General features: G+C 35.9%; 23 protein-coding genes. 21 read left to right on the forward strand and 2 right to left on the reverse strand.

Going from position 1 to position 26,221, the window contains the following annotated elements; genetic code table 11:
* Window positions 1–239: 239 nt before the first annotated feature.
* From QUH73_RS03805 to QUH73_RS03865, 13 genes are all read left to right on the forward strand, one after another.
* Window positions 240–854: a nucleotide exchange factor GrpE gene (locus QUH73_RS03805; protein ID WP_289529133.1), complete on the forward strand. Its 615-nt coding sequence runs from the start codon at window positions 240–242 to the stop codon at window positions 852–854.
* Between the two features lie 28 nt (window positions 855–882).
* Entirely contained in the window at window positions 883–2,040 is a 1,158-nt protein-coding gene (gene dnaJ / locus QUH73_RS03810) for a molecular chaperone DnaJ (protein ID WP_289529134.1), read from the forward strand.
* Window positions 2,041–2,603: 563 nt separating this feature from the next.
* Window positions 2,604–3,527, forward strand: coding sequence for an ABC transporter ATP-binding protein (locus tag QUH73_RS03815; RefSeq protein ID WP_289529135.1), 924 nt, complete (start codon window positions 2,604–2,606; stop codon window positions 3,525–3,527).
* 18 nt (window positions 3,528–3,545) lie between these two features.
* Entirely contained in the window at window positions 3,546–4,886 is a 1,341-nt protein-coding gene (locus tag QUH73_RS03820) for an ABC transporter permease (protein WP_289529136.1), read from the forward strand.
* A gap of 251 nt (window positions 4,887–5,137) precedes the next feature.
* Window positions 5,138–6,106: a Ppx/GppA phosphatase family protein gene (locus QUH73_RS03825; protein WP_289529137.1), complete on the forward strand. Its 969-nt coding sequence runs from the start codon at window positions 5,138–5,140 to the stop codon at window positions 6,104–6,106.
* Between the two features lie 2 nt (window positions 6,107–6,108).
* Window positions 6,109–7,272, forward strand: a complete 1,164-nt coding sequence (locus QUH73_RS03830; protein WP_289529138.1) for a sigma-54-dependent transcriptional regulator — start codon at window positions 6,109–6,111, stop codon at window positions 7,270–7,272.
* A 2-nt stretch (window positions 7,273–7,274) separates the two neighbouring features.
* Window positions 7,275–8,720 (forward strand): lyase family protein, encoded by a 1,446-nt coding sequence (locus QUH73_RS03835; protein ID WP_289529139.1) that lies wholly within the window; start codon window positions 7,275–7,277, stop codon window positions 8,718–8,720.
* 24 nt (window positions 8,721–8,744) lie between these two features.
* Entirely contained in the window at window positions 8,745–9,965 is a 1,221-nt protein-coding gene (gene hydF / locus QUH73_RS03840) for a [FeFe] hydrogenase H-cluster maturation GTPase HydF (protein ID WP_289529140.1), read from the forward strand.
* 26 nt (window positions 9,966–9,991) lie between these two features.
* Entirely contained in the window at window positions 9,992–11,128 is a 1,137-nt protein-coding gene (locus QUH73_RS03845) for a DUF4369 domain-containing protein (protein ID WP_289529141.1), read from the forward strand.
* Window positions 11,129–11,357: 229 nt separating this feature from the next.
* Entirely contained in the window at window positions 11,358–12,158 is an 801-nt protein-coding gene (locus QUH73_RS03850; protein ID WP_289529142.1) for an ABC transporter substrate-binding protein, read from the forward strand.
* 61 nt (window positions 12,159–12,219) lie between these two features.
* Window positions 12,220–12,699, forward strand: a complete 480-nt coding sequence (coaD, locus tag QUH73_RS03855) for a pantetheine-phosphate adenylyltransferase (RefSeq protein WP_289529143.1) — start codon at window positions 12,220–12,222, stop codon at window positions 12,697–12,699.
* A 4-nt stretch (window positions 12,700–12,703) separates the two neighbouring features.
* On the forward strand, window positions 12,704–13,840 hold the full coding sequence (locus QUH73_RS03860) for a serine hydrolase domain-containing protein (protein ID WP_289529144.1): 1,137 nt from the start codon (window positions 12,704–12,706) through the stop codon (window positions 13,838–13,840).
* A gap of 24 nt (window positions 13,841–13,864) precedes the next feature.
* Entirely contained in the window at window positions 13,865–15,268 is a 1,404-nt protein-coding gene (locus QUH73_RS03865; RefSeq protein ID WP_289529145.1) for a TlpA family protein disulfide reductase, read from the forward strand.
* Between the two features lie 10 nt (window positions 15,269–15,278).
* Here QUH73_RS03865 and QUH73_RS03870 read toward each other — a convergent pair whose 3' ends face one another.
* Window positions 15,279–15,878, reverse strand: a complete 600-nt coding sequence (locus QUH73_RS03870) for an NUDIX domain-containing protein (RefSeq protein ID WP_289529146.1) — start codon at window positions 15,876–15,878, stop codon at window positions 15,279–15,281.
* Window positions 15,879–15,972: 94 nt separating this feature from the next.
* Here QUH73_RS03870 and pyrE point away from each other — a divergent pair, with 94 nt between their 5' ends.
* From pyrE to QUH73_RS03885, 3 genes are all read left to right on the forward strand, one after another.
* Window positions 15,973–16,605 carry an orotate phosphoribosyltransferase gene (gene pyrE / locus QUH73_RS03875; RefSeq protein ID WP_289529147.1) on the forward strand — a complete coding sequence of 211 codons (633 nt, stop codon included), beginning with the start codon at window positions 15,973–15,975 and terminating at the stop codon, window positions 16,603–16,605.
* Between the two features lie 87 nt (window positions 16,606–16,692).
* Window positions 16,693–17,190 (forward strand): hypothetical protein, encoded by a 498-nt coding sequence (locus QUH73_RS03880; RefSeq protein WP_289529148.1) that lies wholly within the window; start codon window positions 16,693–16,695, stop codon window positions 17,188–17,190.
* A 529-nt stretch (window positions 17,191–17,719) separates the two neighbouring features.
* Complete coding sequence (locus QUH73_RS03885) at window positions 17,720–19,990, forward strand: TonB-dependent receptor (RefSeq protein WP_289529149.1); 2,271 nt, start codon at window positions 17,720–17,722, stop codon at window positions 19,988–19,990.
* Between the two features lie 19 nt (window positions 19,991–20,009).
* Here QUH73_RS03885 and QUH73_RS03890 read toward each other — a convergent pair whose 3' ends face one another.
* A complete protein-coding gene (locus QUH73_RS03890) occupies window positions 20,010–20,759 on the reverse strand; it encodes a biotin--[acetyl-CoA-carboxylase] ligase (protein ID WP_289529150.1) in 750 nt (249 codons plus the stop codon).
* Between the two features lie 336 nt (window positions 20,760–21,095).
* Between QUH73_RS03890 and rsfS the strand changes: the two genes are divergently transcribed.
* From rsfS to QUH73_RS03915, 5 genes are all read left to right on the forward strand, one after another.
* Entirely contained in the window at window positions 21,096–21,467 is a 372-nt protein-coding gene (rsfS, locus tag QUH73_RS03895; protein ID WP_289529151.1) for a ribosome silencing factor, read from the forward strand.
* A gap of 28 nt (window positions 21,468–21,495) precedes the next feature.
* A complete protein-coding gene (ftsH, locus tag QUH73_RS03900; RefSeq protein ID WP_289529152.1) occupies window positions 21,496–23,532 on the forward strand; it encodes an ATP-dependent zinc metalloprotease FtsH in 2,037 nt (678 codons plus the stop codon).
* Between the two features lie 215 nt (window positions 23,533–23,747).
* Entirely contained in the window at window positions 23,748–24,572 is an 825-nt protein-coding gene (locus QUH73_RS03905) for a phosphatidate cytidylyltransferase (RefSeq protein WP_289529153.1), read from the forward strand.
* A gap of 25 nt (window positions 24,573–24,597) precedes the next feature.
* The gene (locus tag QUH73_RS03910) at window positions 24,598–25,257 is read left to right on the forward strand and encodes a phosphatidylserine decarboxylase family protein (RefSeq protein WP_289529154.1); all 660 of its coding nucleotides are present in this window, start codon (window positions 24,598–24,600) and stop codon (window positions 25,255–25,257) included.
* Window positions 25,258–25,351: 94 nt separating this feature from the next.
* Complete coding sequence (locus QUH73_RS03915) at window positions 25,352–26,221, forward strand: SMP-30/gluconolactonase/LRE family protein (protein ID WP_289529155.1); 870 nt, start codon at window positions 25,352–25,354, stop codon at window positions 26,219–26,221.

Below are 26,221 nucleotides of genomic sequence, written 5' to 3' on the forward strand. Positions count from 1 at the left end.
CAATTTATTTGAATAATGCTACATTTTGGAGTAGTAGGACACAAAACTCCCAACATAGGCTTATCGATTAATAATCACAACATACAATAAGGCACCCTCATTTTGCAAAAAAAATAAAAATGAAAACTTATAATTACAAATTCTATCTTTGTGCCAATTTGTCGGAAGGCAGCACATTGGCAGACTATTTGTATTTATTGCCGGGTAATAAAAACTAAAACGATAAAAATCATTGAAAAATGACAAAAGATAAAAGCAAATCAAACAAAGAAGAATTGAAAGACAAAGATATAGAAACTACTGAAAACCAAACAGTAGAAGAGACCTTCGAAAAGGAAGAGTCAAAGATTGAAGAAAATAAGGAAACCAAGAAAACCAAGAAATCTGCGAAAGAAAAAAAAACAGATGAACTTGCTGAATTAACAATCCAACTTCAGGATATTAGTGACAAGTATGTACGTTTGTCAGCTGAATTTGACAACTATCGTAAAAGAACTTTAAAAGAGAAGATGGAACTGACCAAATCGGGCGGAGAAAAAATTCTTATCAACATTCTTCCTGTAATGGATAACTTTGAACGCGCCTTGCAATCAATCGATGCAGCAAAAGACATCGATGCGATAAAAGATGGTGTTCATTTAATTTATGGCAATTTCAGAGAATTTGTCACTCAAAATGGAGTGAAAGAAATTGAAGCAGTAAATCAGGCTTTTGATACCGACATCCACGAAGCAATTACTAAAATCCCTGCTCCAACCAAGGAGCTGAAAGGAAAAGTTGTTGACTGTGTTGAAAAAGGATATTTCCTTCACGACAAGGTAATTCGTTTTGCCAAAGTTGTTGTAGGAGAATAAGGAAATTCAAAATATAAGCGGAGAAAAGATGTCAAAAAGAGATTATTATGAAGTGTTGGGAGTTTCCAAGTCAGCCTCGGAAGCCGAATTAAAAAAAGCATACCGTAAAAAAGCCATTCAGTTTCACCCGGATAAAAATCCGGATAACAAAGAAGCTGAAGAAAGTTTTAAAGAAGCAGCTGAAGCCTATGAAGTTTTAAGTAATCCTGAAAAACGTCAGCGATACGACCAATTTGGTCATTCGGGAATGAGCGGTTCAGCCGGAGGTGGTTTCGGTGGTGGTGGAATGAACATGGAAGATATTTTCTCTCATTTTGGCGACATCTTTGGTGGCGGTGGCGGCTCTTTCTTTGGCGGTGGATTTGGCGGTGGCGGCCGTAGCTCAAGAAGAGTAAACCGTGGCAGTAACCTGAGAGTAAAGGTTAAGCTGACATTAAAGGAAATTGCAGAAGGTGTTGAAAAGAAAATAAAGGTTAAAAAGCAGGTTGAATGTAAATCCTGTAAAGGTTCAGGAGCAAAAGACGGATCGTCATTTTCTACTTGTTCTACCTGTCATGGTTCTGGTCAGGTAACCCGAATTCAGAATACAATTTTGGGTCAGATGCAAACAGCTTCAACTTGTCCGACTTGTGGTGGTGAAGGAAAAATTATCACCAATAAGTGTACCCGTTGTGCCGGAGAAGGAATTGTACAGGATGAAGAGGTAATCACAATCAATATTCCTGCCGGAGTAGCCGAAGGAATGCAGCTGTCGGTTAGCGGAAGAGGAAATGCTGCCCGCCGGGGTGGAGTAAATGGTGATTTATTAATTCTTGTTCATGAAGAAGAGCATCCGGAATTAATTCGGGATGAAAACGATCTTTTATACAATCTGTTTATTAGTATTCCTGACTCGATATTAGGCACTGCTGTTGAGATTCCTACAATTGAAAACAAGGTGAAAGTGAAAATTGATGCAGGTACTCAATCTGGAAAAATTCTTCGATTAAGAGGCAAAGGTTTGCCTGATATTAATGGATACGGTAGAGGAGATTTACTGGTTAAAATTAATGTTTGGATACCGAACTCCATTTCCAAAGACGAAAAGAAAATTTTAGAGAAATTGCAAACCTCTGAAAGTTTTACGCCTAAGCCTACGGCTCATGAAAAAAGCTTTTTCAAAAAAGTGAAGAACTTTTTCGATTAAGAATTAAGATATAGAATCCATAAAGAAAGAGATCATCCAATACCAGGTGATCTCTTTTTTCATCTACCCAAATTGCAAACCCGAAGAGCAAATTCATGAACAAAACAGCAAACTTTCTGCTTCAGGTTGCGGGAATCCTGTTTCGAGAGTTCAGCGCCACTCTTTCCTCAGCAATCATTCTATATGATAAGGCATGCATTCTGTCTGGAGAGGCAAGTTTCTCCAAATCAGTAGCATGATTCCCTCTCAGTGTGGGAATATTCCTTTCGCCATAGGCAAGTTGCTGTGTTAAAAGAAGAAATTTCCCTCTAAAAGTGAGAACCATCCTTAATCAACGGGAAAAATTCCTATCCGAAAAGGGAAATTTATGAGTTAAACACAACCAAATCATATCCGAATATTTATCTGACTTTGATCAAAGCAATCAGTTATAAATTACATCGTACAAAACCAAATTAAAAACCTGTCCAATCTTCTTTACATCGATTTTATATGTTGGATTTCTCTAAATTGATTACTTTAGTTTCCAATTGAAATTTTAGTGTCACCAAACCAAAATATACATGGCATTTTTCGAAGCAAAAGACATCGTTAAACAGTACGCAGGGCACAAAGCTTTAAATAAAGTAAGTATCTCCGTTCCAAAAGGAAGTATTTTCGGTCTTCTGGGACCAAATGGTGCAGGAAAAACGACCTTAATCCGAATTATAAACCAAATAACCGGCCCCGACTCAGGAGTGGTTTTATTTAATGGGAATCCTTTAGTTCCCAATGATATTACCCGAATTGGATACCTTCCTGAAGAAAGAGGTTTGTATAAAAAAATGAAGGTTGGAGAACAGGCTGTTTACCTGGCTCAACTGAAAGGAATGAGCCAAAAGGAAGCGACAAAAAAGCTAAAGGTTTGGTTCGATAAGTTTGATATTCTTCAATGGTGGGATAAAAAAGTTGAAGAGCTCTCGAAAGGAATGCAACAAAAAATACAGTTTATTGTTACCATTCTGCATGAACCCGAATTACTGATCTTCGACGAACCATTTAGTGGTTTCGATCCTATCAACACCAATCTGCTTAAAAAAGAGATTCTGGAGCTTCGCGACAAGGGAGCAACCATCATCTTCTCTACACACAATATGGGATCTGTTGAAGAAATTTGTGACCACATTGCATTGATCAACAAATCGGAAAAAATACTGGACGGACCGGTTGACCAGATCAAAAAGAAGTATAGAACCAATACTTATGAACTAACTTATACCGGTGAATTTGACAAACTGGAGCAAGTTCTAAAATCGGATTTTGAAATTGTTGAGCAACAAAAAGGAGTTGAGCACAACACTCTTACCGTAAAATTAAATAATGGTTCTACATCCAATGAGTTATTGGCACAATTACTCCCCTATTTAAACATCGTTTCCTTTAGCGAAATCATTCCCAGTATGAATGACATCTTCATTCGCGTTGTGAATGAAAACAAAAAAATCTAACCCGAAACACCTTTAAAAATGAATAAAATTTTCATCATTATAAAAAGAGAATATCTTTCCCGAGTAAAGAAAAGATCATTCCTCATTTTAACCTTTTTAACCCCTGTGTTAATAGCCGGTATTTATGCATTCATGATTTGGATGATGCTTAAAGACGATACTGAGAGCAGAACTATTGCTGTGATTAATGAATCGCAATTAGTTGAACCGGTACAATCCAAGGACTTCACCACCTTCAAATACTTAAACAATACTAGTTTTGAAGATGCTAAAGCTCAAATGGAAGAGAAAGACTACTATGCAATTCTGCTGATTCCCGAAAATATTTTGGAGAGCAAAACGGCAGAATTATTCTCTTACAAACAGGTAACAATGGAGGTAAAATCGGAAGCAGGTTCACAACTTCGAGATCATATCGAGCAAATTAAACGATCAAAAATTATTGCTCAGGCTAATATGCCCGATTTAGAAGAGAAACTGGCTGCAACCAGAACTCCTATTTCCATGAAAACCATCAAATTTGGTGAAGGCGGAGAAGTAAAACAAAGCTCTACGGAAATTGCAATGGCCATTGGATTTATTTCCAGCTTCATTATATACATGTTCATCTTTCTGTATGGTGTGCAGGTAATGCGCGGGGTAATCGAAGAAAAAAGCAATCGAATTGTTGAGGTAATCATTTCATCGGTAAAACCATTTCAACTGATGATGGGAAAAATAGTTGGTGTTGCCATGGTTGGATTAACTCAATTCATTATGTGGGTAATTCTTTCCGGCATAATTATCACTATTGGTACTGCAGTAGTATTGCCAGGTGTTGATATGGATTCGTTACAGCAAGCTAAAACTCTTTCGGAATTGCCTCAGGGTGCCGCTTCATTAAATGCTGACCAATTAAAAATGGCTCAGGATTTACTGGGTACTTTTGACTTTGGATATGTTGCCGGAATTCTTGGTGCATTTGTCTTCTTTTTCCTTGGCGGCTATTTATTATATTCTGCACTTTTTGCCGCCGTTGGCAGTGCAGTTGATAATGAAACTGAAACACAGCAATTCATGCTTCCCATAACGATTCCTCTGATATTGGCTATGTATATCGGTTTTGCTGTTGCAAAAAATCCGGAAGGTAGTCTTGCCTTTTGGGGATCAATTATCCCATTAACCTCTCCGATAGTGATGCTTGTTAGAATTCCATATGGAGTTCCGGTATGGGAATTGTTACTCTCTATGGTAACACTAATCGGAACTTTCCTTTTTGTTACCTGGATTGCAGCAAAAATATATAGAACCGGAATTTTAATGTATGGAAAAAAAGTTTCCTACAAAGAAATTTGGAAATGGCTTCGCTATCATAATTAGAAAGAAACAAATAATGACCTTTGTAAATGCCTCATTTTATGAGGCATTTTTTACAAATAGATAACAGGCATGATCTTTGGAGAATCCTTAAACGTTAAAAAAACTTATTCATCGCAATAAGCCAATCAAAAATTGCAAGCCGAGAACAAAGTTTTTACTATCTTCGGTTTCAAATTGAATCTTGAAAAGTTAAATAGTTTTTTCAGGAAACACTAGCAAATCAGACAATTAACTCAACCAAATAGTAATTCATGCGAATTTCTGTAATAGATTTAGGAACGAATACATTTAATTTGCTTGTTGCAGAATGGGATGAAACCGGAATCCCAAAAATTCTGAACCGTTCAAAATACGCAACAAAAATAGGGAAAGGCGGCATCAACAATAATATAATTACTGATGAAGCAATTGAAAGAGCTAAAAATGCCTTTGATACGATAACAGAAATATCGAATCAATTTGAAGTATCAAAAACCCTTGCATTTGCCACCTCTGCAATTAGATCTGCCGAGAATGGTAACGAATTTGTAAAATTAATTGAAGAAAAATACCATGTCAATATCGAAATTATTTCGGGAGACAGAGAAGCCGATTTGATTTTTTCAGGAACAAAAAAAGCCATTGAATTAAATCATGAAGTTGTAGCAATTCTTGATATTGGTGGTGGCAGTAACGAGATTATAATTGCAAATAATGAAAAGATATTTTGGAAAAACAGTTATCCTTTAGGAATGACTCGTTTATTGGAGAAATTCAATCCTACAGATCCTATTAACAAAAATATGATAAGGGATATTGAAGAGTATCTCAAATCTCAGATGACTGATTTATTTGAAGCTCTGGACATCCACTCTGTAAAAACATTAATCGGTTCTTCCGGATCATTCGACACATTCAAACAAGTATTGGTAGCTAAGAGTCCTGAACTAAATGTCTTTCCAGCAACACATTTTGAAATTAAACTAAAAGATTTTTTCAAATTGCACCAATTATTTTTGGCTTCGAGTCTTGAAGAAAGAGAACAAATGCCGGGAATGGATCCTGTTCGTGTTGAGCTGATTGTTATCGCCAGTATCTTCATTAATTATCTGATTAAAGAATCAGGAATTAGTAAATTATTCCAATCTTCTTTTGCACTAAAAGAGGGTGCTCTTTTTGAGTTTATTGAAAAAAACAGCAGCCCTTCTGACGAAGACATAATTACAGAACAAAAAAAATAAGCATGTCAAAAATTCTGATCATCGACGACGAGAAAAGTATTCGTAACACTTTGAAAGAAATACTGAGTTACGAAGATTATGAAATAAGTCTTGCCGAAAATGGCCTTGAAGGAATTGAATTGGCTAAATCAGATGAATTTGATGTTGTTTTGTGCGACATAAAAATGCCACAAATGGATGGAATTGAAGTTCTTGAAAAAATACAAGAGCTTGGATTAGATATTCCTGTTATCATGATTTCGGGACATGGAAATATTGATACTGCAGTAGAATCCATTAAAAAAGGAGCTTTTGATTTTCTTGAGAAACCCTTGGATTTGAATCGTATTTTGATCACGATTCGAAATGCTATGGACAAATCAAAACTGATTACAGAAACCAAGGTTCTGAAGCGAAAAGTCAGTAAGAAATATGAAATGATTGGGTCTTCAGGAGTACTGGAATCAGTTAATAGTATGATTGACAAGGTTGCTCCAACCGATGCCAGAGTTCTGATTACCGGTTCAAACGGAACTGGCAAAGAATTGGTCGCTCACCGTATTCATGAACAAAGCAACCGTTCTAAATGTCCGTTTATTGAAGTGAACTGTGCGGCCATTCCTTCAGAATTAATAGAAAGAGAACTTTTCGGTCACGAAAAAGGATCATTTACTTCGGCAATTAAGCAACGTAAAGGTAAATTCGAATTGGCCGACGGCGGCACTCTTTTTTTAGATGAGATTGGTGATATGAGCTTATCTGCGCAAGCAAAAGTTCTACGTGCTTTACAGGAAAACAGAGTTACCCGCGTAGGTGGAGATAAAGAGATAAAGGTAAACGTTAGAGTTATTGCTGCCACAAATAAAAATTTAGCTGTAGAAATTGAGAACAACAATTTTCGGGAAGATTTATATCATCGATTGAGCGTTATCTTGATATCTGTGCCACCTTTAAACGACAGAACCGAAGATATACCGCTGCTGGCAAATCATTTTATTGAAACAATCTGCGACGAAATGGGTGTGCCTCAAAAAAGTATTGATGATGAAGCAATCAAAGAATTGCAAAAAATTAACTATACCGGAAACATACGTGAATTCAGAAATATAATTGAACGATTGATCATTCTAGGCCAGGAAAGAATTTCGGTAGAGGATGTAAAATCCTATACCAAATCTTCAAGCTGATCATGAGAACCGAATCTGATTTTATAGGACAAAGGGAAATTCCAAAAGATGCTCTTTGGGGAATTCATTCTCTTCGGGCCAAAGAAAATTTCCCCGACCAAACTGCTTTTCACAAAGAGTGGTTTATGGCCATTGGCATCGTAAAACAAGCTTGTTACAAAACTTATTCAAGCTTTTTAAAAGCGATACAGAACAAGTTTCCAAATGAGCAATTCCCCTTTCAATTGATCGAATCTCAATTAATTGAAGAATTAGAAAATGTCTCGATTGAAATTAATGAGGGAAAACATTTTGAACATTTTATAATCCCTGCAATTCAAGGGGGTGCCGGTACAAGCATCAACATGAATGTAAACGAAATAATTTCCAACCGGGCTCTTCAAAAAATGGGAAAACCTGCAGGATCATACCATGATATTGATCCTTTTGAACACGCCAACGTATTCCAGTCCACGAATGATGTTATTCCCACTTCTTTAAAAGTAGCGAGTATTCGTCTCTTACAAGAACTGGAAGAATCAATCAACACGCTTCGTATGGAAGTGGAAAAGACTGAAAGCAAACACCGAAATGTATTGCGACAAGCTTATACACAAATGCAAGCGGCAGTTCCTTCCTCTTACGATAAATTATTCAGCACTTATAACAATGCTCTTTCGAGAGATTGGTGGAGAGTTTCGAAATGCTTCGAACGGATAAAAGAAGTTAATTTAGGTGGCGGAGCCATTGGAACAGGCTTATCCATTCCACGATTTTTCATTATGGAAGTGGTTCCAAATCTTCAAAAATTAACAGGTCTACCTATTACCCGATCAGAGAATTTATCGGATGCGACCGCAAACCTGGATTCTTTTGTTGAAGTTCATGCTACGCTAAAAGCTCATGCTGTGAATTTGGAGAAAATGGTTTCCGATCTCCGTTTACTGGGATCTGATTTATTTGTGAACCGGGAAGTATATTTGCCACAAAAACAGGTCGGCAGTTCCATTATGCCCGGGAAAATAAATCCGGTAATTCCTGAATTTGTGATCAGTGTTGCTCATAAAGTTTACGCTAACGATCTGATGATTAGTAATCTTTCAGGACAGGGCTGTCTGGAATTAAATGCTTATTTACCTTCAATTGGTCATGCTTTACTTGACAGCATTAAACTACTGATTGCAGCCAACAACAGTCTGGTCAGGAATTTGTTTCGGAAATTGGAAATAAAAACCAATCCTCTCGAAGAAAGTATCCTGAAAAATCCATCTATAGCAACAGCTTTATCACCTTACATTGGCTATCATCAGGCAACCAAGCTTGCCAAAGAAATGAAAACCAACCAAATATCAATTCGAGAAGCAAATACCAAACTAAATTTAGTTACGGAAGAATTACTGAACAAACTAATTCTGCCGGAAGAATTGCTAAAAATGGGATTTCGTATTGGAGAAACTCTGAACAGATAACCGATTACTGATAACTGAAAAACAATGGGAAGAGAAAGACGTCCTCATATTGGAATTTTTGGAAGAAGAAACAATGGGAAAAGTACTCTCATCAATTTTTTGGCCGGACAAGATATTGCAATTGTTTCGGATGTTGCAGGAACAACAACTGATCCGGTAAAAAAGTCTTTTGAAATTACCGGATTTGGCCCGGTTATTCTGATTGACACGGCAGGAATTGATGATACCGGTGAGTTGGGAGAAAAGCGGATCACAAAAACCAATCAGATCATAAAAATCATAGATCTTGCTGTTCTTGTAATCGCTCAAAATACTTTTGGTGATTTTGAACTGGGGCTTATCGATAAATTCAACAAACAAAATGTTCTGTTCATAGCGGTGCACAACAAAGAAGATATTGAGCTTTTGAATCAGCAAACAACTGATTTATTGAAACAGTACGGATCAAAGGACATTCTTCATTTTTCCAATTGCAAAGCCAATATCGAACCTATCGTTAAAAGTATAAAAACAACAATTCCTGAATCGGCTTATACGACCCCTTCTCTCTTAGGTGATTTGATCTCATACGGCGACATCATTCTTTTAATAACTCCAATTGATATTGAAGCCCCTGAAGGCAGATTGATTTTACCGCAAGTTCAGGCAATAAGAGATATTTTGGATAATGATGCCGTGTGTATTGTTTTAAAAGAGCGGGAAATAGACGCGTTTTTACGAAAAACAGGAATTAAACCAAAGCTGGTTGTCACCGATAGTCAGGTATTTTTAAAAGCCGGAGCTTCCATTCCTTCTGATATTCCATTAACAAGTTTCAGTATTATGCTGGCACATTTTAAAGGAAATTTTAATGCATACTTAAAAGGAACACCAAAAATATCCAAACTGGTTGATGGCGACAAAATTATATTACTGGAAAGCTGCACTCATCACAGCTCTTGTGACGATATTGGAAGAGTGAAAATTCCTCGTTGGATTTCTAACTTTACCGGTAAGAAACTGGAATTCGTGGTAATTGCAGGTTTGGATGAAATCCCGGGAGAAATATCGGATTACGCTCTTTTGATTCAATGTGGCGGATGTATGATTACCCCAAAACAATTGGGTAATCGTCTGCAACCTGCCATAGATGCCGGAATACCTGTCACAAATTACGGAATGGCAATCGCCTACGTTCAAGGAATTTACAATCGAGCAGTTGCTCCCTTTGCAAAAATTGAAGATTCAAACTCAGACTATTTATAGCGAATTTTAGATAAAGTGATTGTACTATGAAAAAATTATTTGTTACATTTTTATTCCTATCAATCAGTATTTTAAACACTTACTCTCAAGAAAAAGAATTTGTACTAACAGGAATGATAGGAGGAATTCAGAACGAAACTCTGTTTCTTTATCAGGAAACCGGAGAAAATGTAATTCTTCTTGACTCTGTAATTACAAAAAACGGTGAATTCCAATTTACAGGAAAAACGGATCACGCATTTGCTGGACAACTCGGATTATCTAAAAACAGACGGGCAAAAATTTTCATATCTCCATCCAAAATGAATCTATTGGTTCATAAAGATGAGTTTAAACATAATTTCCTGATCAAAAAACTCACTGGCTCCAAAGCTCAAAACCGATACGAAGATTTTCAAGATAAATTGCAGAAGAACAATCAGCAAAAATTAAAAATAGCCAATGATCTTGATTTACCGGAAGTAAATTCCGATTCAATTAAAAAGAAAATGCTGCTTGCAGAGTACAAAAGACTAAATAAATTCAAGAAAGAATATTTTCACAATTATGCATCTTCTCCTGTTGTATCCTATTTAATTTTTCAGGAATATTTTGGCGCCAAATGCAGTTTAGACGATGTGAAAAACTACTTAAAAACTCTTAACATAGCCAATCCAAACGGAATTTATGTGAGAAATTTAAACAAACGTGTTGAAACAATTGAGCAGATTTTCACCAGAAACGAATTCCCTGACTTTAGCTCCATTACACTTAAAGGGCAAAAATACAATTTTGCAGACCGGAAAGCTCAGTATTACTTATTTTATATCTGGAGAGCCTGGACTCCGGATAAAAATGAACCGAATTATCAGGCTTTGGATCAATTACAGGTCAACTGTAAAGAAAATGGGATTGAACTGGTAAGCCTTATTCGAAATTCATCTTACAATCTGCTTCCTGTTAAAGGAACAAAAAAATGGAAACAGTGGCGGCCTGCTGCTGATTCCTCACATGAATACATCGAAATAGAGAGCATAGACAACAGTGTTGACCTTATTAAGTATCTGGATCGCCAATTTCACGCATTTTTAGTCAATCGAGAAGGCAAAATTATTTATCATCAGGATATTTTTGATACTGACTTACTGATATCTGAACTGACTAAGTTTGTTTCAAAGCCTTAAAGAGTTTATTTTAATTCTGATTAACTATATTTATCTGCTTGCTAACAAAAATAAAGCTGGATACGATACCCTATAATTTACTGAATTAGAACAGATAGTCCGAAGGAAAACTGTTCGGATTAATTCAAACATGAAGATGTGAAGAGGAAGGATTTGAATTATTTACAGGCTTCAAAGACATGGGAAATATTCTCTTTGTATGTTTGTACAAAGAAATAAATAGTAAAGAATGGACGATTTTATTAAAGTTACTGATGATTTAGGAAGAGAAGTAAACATACCTTTTCCTCCCAAAAGAATTATTTCTACGGTTCCATCCACAACCGAATTCCTATTTGATTTAGGATTGGGAGACCGGGTTATTTCCAAAACAAAATTTTGTAAATATCCGAAAGATCAGATCGCTAAACTCCCAAATATCGGAGGAACAAAAGATTTATACTTTGATAAGATTAACTTACTCGATCCGGATATAATATTTGCCAACGAAGAGGAAAACAGTAAGAATCAGATTGAAGCCTTGATGGACAAATTCACAGTTTATGTATGTAAAGTCCGCAATTACGATGAAGCTCTTCAAAACATACTGAATACCGGTAAAATTGTAGGAGCCGAACCCAAAGCATTTGAAATTGCCAATCGTATTCATACCAGTTTCTCGCAGTTGCCAATCAAGCAGCATTCGCAAACTGTACTTTATCTAATTTGGAAAGATCCGTATATGGCAGCAGGAAAAGATACATTTATCAATTCGATGATTGATAAATGCGGATTTAAAAATGCAATTGAAGATGCAGGTTCAAGATATCCACAACTAACTCATGAAGAAATTCAGGCACTTAATCCTGATCTGATCTTTTTATCATCGGAACCATTTTCTTTTACTCAAAAACACATACCGGAAATTCAGAACTTATTGCCAAATACAAAAATTGAACTGGTTGATGGTGAAATGTTTTCCTGGTTTGAATCTCATCTGCTTAAAGCAGGAAAGTATTTTAAGGATTTAATTCTAAAAATAAACTCTTAACCAAAGCAAAAATCATTACGATAATTCTTACTATTTTTGTTTAGTATTTAAAATCTATTTAATGAAACACATTGCCATATTCCCGGGTTCATTCGACCCTTTTACAGTAGGCCACGAATCAATTGTGACCAGAGCTTTGCCTTTATTTGATAAAATCATTATATGTATCGGATACAATTCAGAAAAAAAACAATTTTTCCCTATTGAAAAGCGAATACAGTGGATAAAAGAGGCATTTGAGAACAATCCAAAGATTGAGGTAGAAACATTTAGCGGATTAACGGTAGAATATTGTCAATCTAAAAATGCAAAATTTATACTACGCGGACTTAGAACTGCCGCCGATTTTGAGTACGAAAGAGCCATTGCTCAGATCAATAAAAAAATGGTTTACGAATTGGAATCCATATTTCTTTTAACCACCCCTGAACATACTCCTATTACTTCCACCATTGTAAGAGATATCATCCGCCACGGTGGAAATGCCTTGCAATTTTTACCCAAAGTGAAAGATCCAGAAGCCTATCAATACAACAAATAGCCTTATGTCTAAATTCATTAAAATTCTTATCATTGTTTCAATCCTTGCAGGTGCATGGATGCTAATCGCTCCCAATTACCTTAGAACCAGTCTAATTTATTGGTATGCCAACATTGATGACTATACCATCTTTGAAAATAGAGAAGTATCGGTAGAAAATGGTAAAGACTGGCCGGAAGATGCAGATTATAACGAATATACGCTTGATTCCTCAGATCGAAATTATCTTGAAGACAATGAAACCGTTGCTTTTTTGGTTATTCAAAACGGCACTGTTTTATATGAAGAATATTGGGACGATTACGGTACAGAATCACTTTCCAATTTATTTTCCGCTACAAAAAGTATCGTTAGTTTACTAATTGGTATTGCTGTCGATCAAGGGAAAATTAATTCTATAAATGATCCTATTGGTAAATATCTTAAAGAGTTTTCGAAAGATGAACGTGGCAACATAACCATTAAAAATCTACTTACCATGAGCTCTGGATTGGATTGGGACGAAGCATACAGCAGTCCAACATCAATTACTACAAAAGCTTACTATGGCAAAAACTTAAGAGAAGTTTCCACCAATCAGCAACTGGTTGAAAAACCCGGTGTTCGTTTCAGATATCAAAGTGGAAACACCCAACTTTTATCGTTCATTGTAGAGGAAGCTACAGGCGAAACAATTTCAAAATACGCCGAACGCATGCTTTGGAAACCAATGCAGGCAACACAACCTGCTTTGTGGAGTTTGGATAAAAAAGAAGGAGATGAAAAAGCATTTTGCTGCTTCAATACAAACGCCAGAGATGCAGCCCGTTTCGGACAACTGGTTTTGAATAAAGGAAACTGGAATGGCGTACAACTGGTATCGGAAGAATATATTACAGAAGCAACTAAAGCCGCTTCATATCTCTTAAATGAAGAAAAAACGGAGCCATTAAATTTCTATGGATTTCAGTATTGGATTCTTCCTTACTCAAGGATGAATATTCCCTATATGAGAGGACATCTCGGTCAGTACATATATAGTATTGCTGAAAAAAATGCAGTTGTTGTTCGTTTAGGGAAGCAAAAGGACAAGATTAAGCAAGGTCAGATCACTTTAGATATTCCAAAGTATATAGACATTGCCCTGAAAATAATCAAGTAAAATCATCACAAAGCATTTGCCCCAATGAGAATTCTTTTATTATTGTTTTTATCGCTTATCTCAATTTCTGTCTCTTTGGCAGATACTGTGCGTATTCATGGTACAAATACAAGCTACGCAGGATCAAAAATTGAGATCAAGTATCATACCGATGTATTTACCTACTCAGAAAAAACAATAACAGAATTTACTGTTCTGGCTGATGGTTCCTTTTCGATCAATTTAGATCTCGATGAAGTTACGTTAGTATTTCTACCTCTTGGTATTTACAAAGGATTCCTCTATTTAGAACCTGGCAAAGAGTACGAAATCAAATTACCCCCTAAAAAAGATTTATCGCCCGTTCAAAAATTAAATCCGTTTTTTGAACAGGAAGAACTTCTCATAGGTGTTGCGAACGCCGATCTAAATGATATTAATGTACTGGTTCGCAAATTGGACGACAGAATTGATCCTTTTGTGAATCAGAACTTCAATAAGATTTACCGAAAAAAAGAGAATTCACCGGGAATTAAATTCTCAGAGGAATTAAAACTGGAATATAAAGATATAAACAATCCATTTTTTCAAGATTATTTGACCTATCGTTTGGGGTTTATCGAATACTTGGCCTACCCTGCTTCGTTTGCAAAAATTGAGGAAAAGTATTTCGAAAATCAGGAAATCAAGCTAAATAATTCTGCTTATACGAGTCTTTACAAAAAACAGTATGGCAATTTTCTAACCGGATATTTTAGTCAGTTAGAAAGTTCAGAACTTTCCAATGCTCTAAAATCAGAAAACACTTATCGTGATATTTATGAATTAATGCGGAATTATCCTGCTTATAAAAATATTCAATTTAGAGAATTGATTATTGCAACATCGGTATTTGATGCCTATACCCGAAAATTCTACAGCAGAAACAAAACGGTTGAGATACTATCACAATTAAAAGATCACAGCACAACCCAATACAATCAGGATTTGTGTGAAAATTTCATCAAAAAAATTACCCATTTACATACAAATTACCCCGCTCCTGATTTCTCTATTGGAAAATACCAATTGGCAAATTATAAGGGAAAATTCTTATATCTGAATTTCTGCAACACAGAAAGTTATCCTTGTTTGCAGGATTTTAAAGAAATGGCAAAGCTGAAAAAACAATTTGGTGAACATATCGAATTTTTAAGTATTGCCTGTGATTGGGACGTAAGTAAATATCTTGATTTTACATCAAAAAAGACTCTTGACTGGCCAATAATCCACATTGGAGACCAACAACATTTACTTGGAGAGTACAATGTGAAAGCCTTTCCAACTTACATTCTTATTAATCCCGAAGGTAAAATCGTTAAAGCTCCTGCTCAGGGTCCAAAGGAAAATATTCAATTGGAATTTATCAAGATTGCCAGAGATGCAACAAGAAAGGCTTATAAGAAATAAGCCTAAGGAATTACTCCTCACTCATCACTTCTAATATAGAGGCATAAGTATTTGTTTTGAATTCGTCCAGATTATCAGACGATAGCCACTTGGCTTCCTGTATGTCTTCTTCGGTTTGAGGGACCAAACTTTCTGCACCTGAGTAGCTCATTTTGTACCAGTAGGTTCGTTTTAGTATGTGTTTGCCTTTCATCCAGTAGGTGTGATAGGTAGAATTCAATTCTTTCTCTATTTTCAAATCAGTAATACCACACTCTTCCTCTACTTCACGAACTGCAGCCTCACGAACCAACTCACCTTTTTCTACTTTGCCTTTGGGCAAATCCCATTTTTCGAGTCGGTAAATTGCCAGAATCTGCTGATTGGAATTGAACACTTTTCCACCCGCCGCTTCGATGTATTTAAAACAAGCGGCAAAATGTTCAAAAAGCTGTTCTAAATCTTGCCCAACAATAAAAATCGCCTCCCTACTTTCCTCTTCATCAAACTGAAGAATGAGACCTTCTAAAGACTCCCCTTCGATCCAGGCATAAACCATTCCTTCAAAATTTACACTCTCGTCCTTATCTCCTAAAAAAATGATTCGATCTTTAAAAAATACTTTATACATTTGCGCTAGAAATTTAAAAAATGCTTTGCGAAATACAATCAACTGAATTTCCGCTTTTTGAATTCATTTAACAATCCATAAATCCATTGAAAGAATGCAAGATACTGCTAAACAAGTCGCTGAATATTTGTTGCAAATAAAAGCAATTAAACTAGAACCAACAAACCCATTTACATGGGCTTCGGGATGGAAATCGCCAATTTATTGTGATAATCGTAAAACACTTTCGTATCCGGAAGTTAGAACTTACATTAAAAAAGCTTTTGCTGAGGCAGTATTGGCAAAATATCCTGAGGTGGAAGTAATTGCCGGTGTAGCGACAGGAGCAATTGCACTAGGAGCTTTAGTGGCCGAAGAGATGAATTTACCAATGGTTTATATCCGTTCATCGGCGAAAGCCCATGGGATGACAAACCTAATTGAAGGTGAAATTAAAGCCGGACAAAAAGTTGTAGTTATTGAGGATTTAATTTCGACAGGCGGCAGTAGTTTAAAAGCTGTTGAAGCACTGCGTGAAGCAAATTGCGAAGTGTTGGGAATGTTAGCAATTTTCACTTACGGTTTTCAAACTGCGGTTGACAATTTCGCAGATGCAAAATGTAAATTAGACACATTAAGCAATTACAACGTAATGATTGATCGTGCTCAGGAAATTGGATACGTGAAAGCTGAAGATGTTGATCAGTTAAAAGAATGGAGAAAAGATCCGGCTAACTGGAGAAAATAACCGCCGCATTTTTATAAAAAATAATTGTCGAAAGAGAGTATTCCAATGCGAATACCCTCTTTTGCATTCTAAAGGAGGAACAGACAAATGTCGACAACAAAAATTATTAGTGAAGTAAAAAAGATTCCACATACTGTAAGTGATGTATATGGTTTCTTTTCTGATTTCAGAAAAATTGCCAAGCTATTCGAATTGGCTGCCAACAATCCTCAGATTCAGGAACAAATTGAAGCTCAGGCTAAGAAAAAAGTAAATTTCAAAGAATACGTTGAGCATTGGGAAGCTACCGAAAACAACTGCACTTTCGTGATCAAAGGTTTCGGTGAGGCTGGATTAGAGTTTGTGGAGAAAGAAGAAAATAAAGTATTGAAAATGACAGGATATGGTAGAAGTCCTTTCGAATTCTATATTTGGATTCAACTGGTTGAAAAAGATGCATATGACACACGAATAAGACTAACCGTTCATGCAGAATTGAATGCCATGATGAAAATGATGCTAAAAAAGAAATTGGAAAAAGGAATTGATCAGTTGGCCGAAGGTCTAACCCAAATTCCTTACAATATGCTTCAAAGTATTGAATAGGGATTTATCAATCTCATGAAAGCTGTTGAAAATCTCAACAGCTTTTTTTGTACATTTCGTTTTTTTAGATAGCTTTGCGTTGAATGATTCTAAATAAAAACCATAGAATTCTTGCATGGCTATTATCGATAGCCTTTGTTCTGCCAATTTTAATTAAGGCAGAACACATGATGTTCCCCAATCACGAACATCACAAATATTCGTGCGATCATAGCACATCAAGTATAGAAGATATTTGTGAGATTCAGGGATTCGACTATTTCTACTTTACTCCGGCAAGTATTATAAGTATTCCAACCATTGTGATTTTCAAATTTGAAGTCCCAATTGTAGAATCAACTAAAAAATCTTATAAAAAGTCCAAACTTCCCTATTGCCTAAGGGCTCCCCCATTTACTGTATGTTCAATTTGTTGATCTTATTTAAGAATAGATCAGAAGGTATAATGTCGATAGGTTCACGAAAACTCATCGATTATATCTATGTATTTCAAATTTTCCTACATCAATTAATATAACTCAGAGTTATCATGATACGATATATCTTGGCAATACTATTACTATTGCCCCAATACACCTATGCCTTAGGTGAAATAAAAAACAATAAAATTTCTGGAAAAATCACCGATTTTGATAATGGAACAGCTCTTCCCGGTGTAAGCATTTTCATTCCCGAACTGCAAAAAGGAACTGTTAGTGATTCTAATGGAAACTATGCCTTAGAAAACTTGCCCAATGGCAAAATTAAAGTGCAATTTTCATTTGTCGGTTACGAAAGTTCAATCAACACCATATCAATAACAAAAGAAAACACAGAACTAAATATTAGCATGCCATTCACTTCGGTCACTACCCAGGACATTGTTGTTTCGGGAGGTTTTCCTTCTGCGCAGCACGAAAATGCAATTAAAATTTCTGTACTTGCAAAAGAAGATCTGAAAAGGCTATCGACACCGTCCTTAGGTGAAAAATTAGCAACTATACCAGGTGTAGATGTGATTTCACGGAGCCCAGGAGTCAGCACTCCCGTAATTCGTGGTCTTTCCTTAAATAATATTCTTTTTTTAAACAATGGAGTGCGTTTGGAGAACTTTCAATTCTCAACTGATCATCCATTTTTAATTAATGAAGAAGGAGCTGATCATATCGAAGTAATTAAAGGTCCTGCATCTTTACTTTACGGATCGGATGCCATGGGAGGTGTAATAAATATTGTACGGGAGAAACCTGCACCTGCCAATAGTTTAAAGGCAGATATCTCAAGTGAATACCACAGCGTAACTCAGGGATTGGCAACAACTGTTGGAGTAAAAGCTTCTCAAAAAAATTGGTTCTGGATGCTGCGAGCCAACAAACAATCTCACAAAGACTACAAAGATGGCAATGGAGAATATGTTCCCAATACACGCTTCAATTCAAAGGGATTGCAGTTAGGTATGGGAATGGTTAAAGATTTTGGAAGTTTTAAAATTTACTACGATTACTTGCAGCCCAAACTTGGCATGACCAATGAGGAATCAATAAATTTAGTGAATGCAGGAAACCGAAAAAATAATCGTTGGTATCAAAACCTGACTCAACATTTAATTTCGTCGAGAAACAAATTGTTTTTGGGAAACTATAAATTAGAATTGAATGCCGCTTATCAATTCAACCAAAGAAGATTGAATGGAAACCCTGAATCAACTGTTTTCCGATTGGTAGATATGGATTTAAACACCTTTACCTATGATAGTAAATTATATTTCCCAAGCTCTGAAACAACCGAATTCCTTATCGGAATTCAGGGAATGCATCAATCCAATACCAATCACGAAGCACCAAATCATATCATCCCAAACGCTCAAATTGATGATTTCTCAACATTTGCTCTTTTAAAAAAGGAGATCAATACTGTGGGGATTCAATTAGGTCTAAGATATGATCATCGGTCATTGTATGTTCCGGAACAAAAAGCCGGCGGACATTCGCATGCTGAACCAGGAGTACATGATGACCATGAAGAAGAAACTGTTCACATCAACCGACAATTCGACAATCTAAATGCATCAGTTGGAGCAACATTTCATCTATCAGAAAAATTACTTATGCGAACAAACTTTGCAACCGGTTATCGGGTACCAAATTTGGCAGAATTAACGCAGCATGGCTTACACGGAAACCGTTTTGAGGAAGGAAATGCGGATCTTGATCCACAAAAAAGTTTGGAATCCGATTTGGGAATTCATTACCACACACGTAATTACAATATCGATTTTTCTGTTTTTTACAACAAGATTTACGACTATATGTATTTGGCTCCGACCGATGAAGTTGCGCCTGAAGGAAGCGGATTTGTTTATGCATACCAACAACAAGATGCCAAATTGTATGGTGGTGAACTTGCTGTTAATTTAGCACCAACATCTTTTCTAAAATTACATTCGGACTATGCTATGGTAATTGCAAAACAAAATGATGGTGGACATTTGCCTTTTATCCCTCAGCACAAGCTAAATACTTCTGCACGGTTATTTGCGAAAGGAAATCAAACATTTAAATCTCCTTTCATCGGCTTAAGCTGGAAACATGCCTTTGAACAAAATCATCCTTCACAATTTGAAAGTGAAACATCTGCTTACGATCTAATTGCCATTCAGGCAGGAAGCGATTTTCAATTAGCAAAGTATCAAACTAGTTTAGTTCTTAGTGTAAATAACCTTTTCAATGAAACATATATAGATCATTTATCCAGTTTAAAACCCTTAAATTTCTACAATCCAGGAAGAGACATTAGTCTTAAATTTTCTTTAAAATTCTAAACAACAACAAAGAGGTGGGCTAATTAATAAAGCTCACCTCTTTAAAATTGTAAATTCTCTCTATACCATCAGCTTTAATTCGCAACTGTCCGTATTCTGTAACACCAACAATTACCCCCGTGAACTCACCATTTTCGTCCGAGAAAAAGTGTTCTTCATTCATCCAATACATGGCATTTAAATAATCCTTTTCCAATTGGTCCGACTTCCGATCCACCAACTGAAAATAACGATTTTCAATGCAGGCTAACAATTTTGTCAGTTCTTCGTCCAAATTGTACTCTTTATTGGTACAAATTGCCAATGAAGTAGGATTTGGCGCATCGGATACGAATTCTAACTGATTAATATTTAAACCTAACCCACAAATACTATGACTCAAAGCTGATCCCATAATGGAATGTTCTATTAATATGCCGGCAATCTTCTCATTTCCAACATAAATATCATTAGGCCATTTTATAGAAACATTCTTTAAATATCCCCTCAAATAATCGTAAACACCTAGAGAAATAACCATGGAAATTTGGAATTGATGTGGTATTGGCAAAAATTCCGGCATAAGAATGATACTTATGGTAAGGTTTTTGCCTCCTTCACTTTCCCAAATATTTGCACGCTGTCCTCGGCCTTTTGTCTGACTTAATGTCAAAACGACAGTCCCAGCTGACGGTTTTTGAGTTTTTATCAATTCTAAAGCAAAATCATTTGTAGAATGTATTTCTTTTTTGCGGATTAATAATTGGGGAGAAAATAAACATCTATTCATGAATGAAAATTATTAGTTTCAACGAGATAAATCTGTTCTGTTAACAATTTATATTTTGGTAATCTTTGGTGAAATTAATCATTACCTTGCATAATGAAAGACAAATGTAAAACTTTGATTTCGCTTAATCACCCTTGCAAGCTTAGGATGAAAGAAAAATTTAATAAACATTACAATCAGTTAAATCGAAATAGGAAGCAAAAACAACAAGGATAAATAACTGATTTTTATGAAATTAAGCCTAAACCCAAAAAATTTAAAGCTTATTTAAATCAAATTGAAAAACAAATTTTATTCATTTGAAAAAAAATTATCTTTGTAATTAAAATAGTAAGAATGGCAGAAAAACAAGGAAATACAACAGAAGAACTCGTTGAGTCCTTAATTGAAGGATTGCAAAAAAATAAAGCAGTAGAAATTGTTAAGATTGACTTAAGAAATATTGATAGTTCGGTTTGCAAATATTTCCTTATTTGCCATGGAACATCATCCACTCATGTAAACGGAATCGCCGCATCGGCAGAAAAATATGTAAGAGAAAAAATCAATGAAAAATTATGGAGAATAGAAGGATATCAAAATTCTCAATGGATCTTATTGGATTATGCTGATGTCGTAGTTCATATTTTTCAAAAAGAATACAGGGATTTTTATCGACTTGAAAGTTTATGGGCAGATGCTACTGTTACTAAAATTCAGAACGCTTAGCCAATACAATAACCTTTAACTAAAAAGAATGACAGAAAATAATGATCAAAATAAATCTCCTTACCAAAAAGGAAAGAATGGCAACAGTATGCTTAAGCCTCCAAAATTTAACGCATACTGGGTTTACGGATTAATTGCCGTAGCGTTTATTGCTCTTAATCTTCTAAACATTGGCCAAAAACCTCAGGAAACCAGCTGGCAAAAGGTGAAAAATGACATGATTCACAACTCAGATGTTGAACGAATTGTTGTGATCCGTAATCTTCTTGCGGTGAATGTTTATCTTAAACAGGAAAGTCTGAACAAATACCCGGCTCTTTTCGAAAGTAATTTTGATTCTCCTTCAAAAGCAGGTCCGCACTACACCTTCCCTATTGGATCGATCGAACAATTTGCAGATCAATTAAGCGAAGCTCAGGAGAATGTATTAGAAATAAACCGAATTGAACCTGAGTATACAACTCAAGAAAATTATTTCGGTGATTTTATTGGATGGATACTTCCATTTGCCTTAATTATTGGTATTTGGTTTTATGTATTCCGACGAATGAGTAAAGGTGCCGGTGGTGGTGGCGGAGGTGGTAACATCTTTAATGTTGGTAAATCGAAAGCCAAAGTATTCGATAAAGAATCTAACATTAGCATCAATTTTAAAGATGTTGCAGGCTTAGCAGAAGCAAAACAGGAAGTGGAAGAAATTGTTGAATTTCTTAAACATCCGCAAAGATACACCAAATTGGGAGGTAAAATCCCCAAAGGAGCTCTACTTGTAGGACCTCCTGGAACTGGTAAAACCCTATTGGCTAAAGCTGTAGCCGGCGAAGCAAATGTTCCTTTCTTTAGCATGTCGGGTTCCGATTTTGTGGAAATGTTTGTTGGTGTTGGAGCAAGTCGTGTTCGTGATTTGTTTAAACAGGCAAAAGAAAAATCGCCTTGCATTGTATTTATCGATGAGATTGATGCAATTGGTAGAGCACGTGGTAAGAATCCTAACATGGGTTCGAACGACGAGCGTGAAAATACATTGAATCAGCTGCTGACTGAAATGGATGGTTTTGACACAAATTCAGGTGTAATTATTTTGGCAGCAACCAACCGCGCTGATATTTTGGATCGTGCCTTGATGCGTGCCGGTCGTTTCGATCGTCAGATTCATGTTGAGTTGCCGGATTTAAATGAACGCAGAGAAATTTTTGGTGTTCACTTGCGTCCTCTAAAATTAGATCCAAATCTTGATAAGGAATTTTTGTCCAAGCAAACTCCTGGATTCTCAGGTGCTGATATTGCAAATGTGTGTAATGAATCAGCTTTAATTGCAGCAAGAAAGAAAAAAGAATTTATTGAGAAACAAGATTTCTTAGATGCAATTGACCGTATTATTGGTGGATTGGAAAAGAAAAATAAAATCATATCACTTCAGGAAAAGAAGACCATTGCTTATCACGAAGCTGGTCATGCTACTATTTCATGGATACTGGAACATGCTCATCCTTTAGTGAAAGTAACAATTGTGCCGCGTGGAAAAGCCTTAGGTGCAGCTTGGTATTTACCCGAAGAAAGAAGCATTACAACCAAAGAACAAATGCTGGACGAAATGTGTTCTACATTGGGTGGACGTGCTGCGGAAGAAATTACTTTTGCAAAAATCTCAACTGGTGCTCAAAACGATTTGGAAAAGGTAACCAAGCAAGCAATGGCGATGGTTTCAATTTTCGGTATGAGTGAGAAAGTGGGAAATGTAAGTTATTACGACTCATCAGGACAATCGGATTATGGGTTTTCAAAACCATACAGTGAAAAAACTGCTGAACTAATTGATTCTGAGATTAAAATCTTAATCGACACAAGCTACAAAAGAGCCAAACAAGTTCTTTTAGACAATATGTCGAAACACAAAAAACTTGCAGAATTACTTTTGGAACGTGAAGTTATTTTCAGTGAAGATTTAGAAGCAATTTTTGGCAAAAGAAAATTTGGCGAGCCTCAAGGTTTTGGAGAAAAGAAAATCACCCCAACACCTGAAGTTGAAAACACAACTAAAGACAATGAAAGTCAGGCTGTTTAATCAGCTCTTACTGTTCTAAATTCACTTGCTAAATTATTGAGGAAACTCAATAATTTAGCTTTTTTTTAATCCTGTTTTTTCTTATCTCCTTAAAAAAGCTAAGCTCAAACAACCCGATTGTTATTAGTGCTGAAAAAATACTATTTTTGGAATCGAATAATTACAAAAGCAAAATCTGCTGGTTTAAATCAGATTCAACTATTAAAATATATCAAGTGGGGAACTTTATCAAGAGAACATTATCAGCTGCCATTTTTGCAATTGTTTTAATAGCGGGAATTACCCTGCACCCAATTGGCTTTTTAGCCGTTTTTCTTGGAATTACCCTGTTAGGTACTTTTGAATTTTACAAGTTGGCAAAGAAAGCCAATAGTTCTCCTCAATTTATAACTGGTATGCTTGCTGCAGGATTTTTATTCTTAGCCTGCTTTGCTGATTTGTACCTTAACATTACAAGTGTTTTCCTTCTGTTAACGGTAACCATTGTAATGCTGCCCATTATAGAATTGTACCGAAAAAAAGAAAATCCATTTGCGAATATCGCATTCACATTATTGGGCTTATTATATGTGGCACTTCCCTTCTCATTATTAAATTATATGGTTTTCCCATTTAATGATCAACAATTTCATTACGAGATTATTATGGGTGTTTTTGTGATGATTTGGGCGAATGATACAGGAGCCTATTTAGTTGGTGTAAATTTTGGAAAACACAGACTTTTTGAGCGGATTTCGCCTAAAAAATCATGGGAAGGAAGCATTGGTGGTGCAATTATAACATTAGGAGCCGCTTGGTTATACTCCAATTACTCAGACGATTTTACTCCGGTTCAATGGCTGTTAACCGGAGTAATTGTTGTTGTTTTCGGATCAATTGGTGATTTAGTTGAATCTCTTTTCAAGCGAAGTATTAACATTAAAGATTCAGGAAATATCCTGCCTGGACACGGCGGCATTCTTGATCGCTTTGATGCCATTTTACTAGTATCTCCTATGGTTTTTGTGTTCTTGCAAACAATCAAAGAATTTTTTCATTAAATTTGCCAAAAATTAAATTCAAAGTATGACCATTCACAAGGAAGGATTCGGAATTATCGCAGTATTTTTTATCGCTATTGCAGTTATAGATGCAATACTGTTTTTCACCATTGGTTTCGGACTTCTATTCAATATCTTCTTGGCGGTAAGCATCGCGTTTTTCTTGTTAGTCGTATCCTTTTTTAGGGTTCCTAAACGTACTCCTGTAGTTGGGGATAACTTGATTATTGCTCCTGCAGATGGAAAAGTGGTTGTGATAGAAGAAACTGAAGAATTGGAATATTTTAAAGACAGAAGACTTCAGGTTTCTATCTTTATGTCGCCCTTAAACGTTCATATTAACTGGTATCCTGTACAGGGATTGATAAAATATTTTAGACACCACAACGGCTTATTTTTAAAAGCATGGTTGCCTAAATCATCTACCGAAAACGAAAGAACTACAATCGTAATCGAGAAAGATGAAAACATTACCATTTTAATGAGACAAATTGCCGGTGCTGTTGCCCGTAGAATCGTGTCTTACTCGGTAGAAGGCGAAAAAGTTGACCAATCTCAGCAGGAAGGATTCATTAAATTTGGTTCGAGAGTTGATCTGTATCTTCCCTTAGGGACAAAAATTGATGTGAAATTAAACCAAAATGTAACTGGTTCTCAAACTATCATTGGTCGTTTCTCCGATTAAATTAACAGCAACATATCCTTATCGCGAATAATTTTTCAGGTCTGATCTGTAAAAAGTCGTAACTTCACATTTGCGAACTTTTAACCAATATATCATGACAAAAATTATTCGATTTATAGCCATTGCCTTAATTTGCATACAAAGCTCTGCAAGTTTTGGACAACAAACAGATGTTCCCGCATTTCTCAGCTCAGAACTTAAATTTGTTTGGGAAAGCGAAAACTCTCTTGAAGTACCTGAATCGGTATTTTTCGATGCTGACAATTCCTGCATATATGTTTCGAATATAAAAGGAACACCCGGCAATCAGGATGGTAATGGATACATTTCCAAGCTTAACCTAAAAGGGGAAATTACTACTCATAAATGGATTACCGGACTTGATGCTCCTAAAGGAATGGCCAAATACGGCAATTTCCTTTTTGTTAGTGATATTAATGATTTGGTTGTTATCGATATCCTTAAAGGAGAAATCACTAAAATATATCCTGCCCCGACAGCCATTTTTCTTAATGATGTTGCAGTAAATCCCAAAACCGGGACTGTTTATGTTTCCGATAATATGACAGGGAGTATTCACCGTTTAAAAAATGGAAATTTTACCGTCTGGTTAAAAGACGATCAACTCGATCATGTAAATGGCCTGACCTTTAAAGATGATTTTCTTTGTGCCGGTGTTCTCAACAAAATTCTAAAAATTGAGACAGACACTAAATTGATTACAACTCTTGCTGATAACACCGGAAGCATAGATGGATTGCTAAGTCTTGATGAAAACACCTGGGTAATATCAGATTGGGTCGGCAACATACAAATGATTGAATCGGGGAAAGCTAAAAAACTGCTAAGCTCGGCCGAACAGCAAATAAACGCAGCCGATTTAGGCTATATTCCCGAACAGAAAATCATTTTAGTTCCTACATTTCACAACAATAGGGTAATTGCCTATCAGTTAAAAAAATAA

The sequence above is a fragment of the Labilibaculum sp. K2S genome (genome assembly GCF_030372765.1).
Classification (GTDB): Bacteria; Bacteroidota; Bacteroidia; order Bacteroidales; family Marinifilaceae; genus Labilibaculum.

Coding starts and splice junctions, on each gene's coding strand:
- QUH73_RS03805 (WP_289529133.1), top strand. CDS start 240: ATGACAAAAGATAAAAGCAAATCAAACAAAGAAGAATTGAAAGACAAA.
- dnaJ (WP_289529134.1), top strand. CDS start 883: ATGTCAAAAAGAGATTATTATGAAGTGTTGGGAGTTTCCAAGTCAGCC.
- QUH73_RS03815 (WP_289529135.1), top strand. CDS start 2,604: ATGGCATTTTTCGAAGCAAAAGACATCGTTAAACAGTACGCAGGGCAC.
- QUH73_RS03820 (WP_289529136.1), top strand. CDS start 3,546: ATGAATAAAATTTTCATCATTATAAAAAGAGAATATCTTTCCCGAGTA.
- QUH73_RS03825 (WP_289529137.1), top strand. CDS start 5,138: ATGCGAATTTCTGTAATAGATTTAGGAACGAATACATTTAATTTGCTT.
- QUH73_RS03830 (WP_289529138.1), top strand. CDS start 6,109: ATGTCAAAAATTCTGATCATCGACGACGAGAAAAGTATTCGTAACACT.
- QUH73_RS03835 (WP_289529139.1), top strand. CDS start 7,275: ATGAGAACCGAATCTGATTTTATAGGACAAAGGGAAATTCCAAAAGAT.
- hydF (WP_289529140.1), top strand. CDS start 8,745: ATGGGAAGAGAAAGACGTCCTCATATTGGAATTTTTGGAAGAAGAAAC.
- QUH73_RS03845 (WP_289529141.1), top strand. CDS start 9,992: ATGAAAAAATTATTTGTTACATTTTTATTCCTATCAATCAGTATTTTA.
- QUH73_RS03850 (WP_289529142.1), top strand. CDS start 11,358: ATGGACGATTTTATTAAAGTTACTGATGATTTAGGAAGAGAAGTAAAC.
- coaD (WP_289529143.1), top strand. CDS start 12,220: ATGAAACACATTGCCATATTCCCGGGTTCATTCGACCCTTTTACAGTA.
- QUH73_RS03860 (WP_289529144.1), top strand. CDS start 12,704: ATGTCTAAATTCATTAAAATTCTTATCATTGTTTCAATCCTTGCAGGT.
- QUH73_RS03865 (WP_289529145.1), top strand. CDS start 13,865: ATGAGAATTCTTTTATTATTGTTTTTATCGCTTATCTCAATTTCTGTC.
- QUH73_RS03870 (WP_289529146.1), bottom strand. CDS start 15,878: ATGTATAAAGTATTTTTTAAAGATCGAATCATTTTTTTAGGAGATAAG.
- pyrE (WP_289529147.1), top strand. CDS start 15,973: ATGCAAGATACTGCTAAACAAGTCGCTGAATATTTGTTGCAAATAAAA.
- QUH73_RS03880 (WP_289529148.1), top strand. CDS start 16,693: ATGTCGACAACAAAAATTATTAGTGAAGTAAAAAAGATTCCACATACT.
- QUH73_RS03885 (WP_289529149.1), top strand. CDS start 17,720: ATGATACGATATATCTTGGCAATACTATTACTATTGCCCCAATACACC.
- QUH73_RS03890 (WP_289529150.1), bottom strand. CDS start 20,759: ATGAATAGATGTTTATTTTCTCCCCAATTATTAATCCGCAAAAAAGAA.
- rsfS (WP_289529151.1), top strand. CDS start 21,096: ATGGCAGAAAAACAAGGAAATACAACAGAAGAACTCGTTGAGTCCTTA.
- ftsH (WP_289529152.1), top strand. CDS start 21,496: ATGACAGAAAATAATGATCAAAATAAATCTCCTTACCAAAAAGGAAAG.
- QUH73_RS03910 (WP_289529154.1), top strand. CDS start 24,598: ATGACCATTCACAAGGAAGGATTCGGAATTATCGCAGTATTTTTTATC.
- QUH73_RS03915 (WP_289529155.1), top strand. CDS start 25,352: ATGACAAAAATTATTCGATTTATAGCCATTGCCTTAATTTGCATACAA.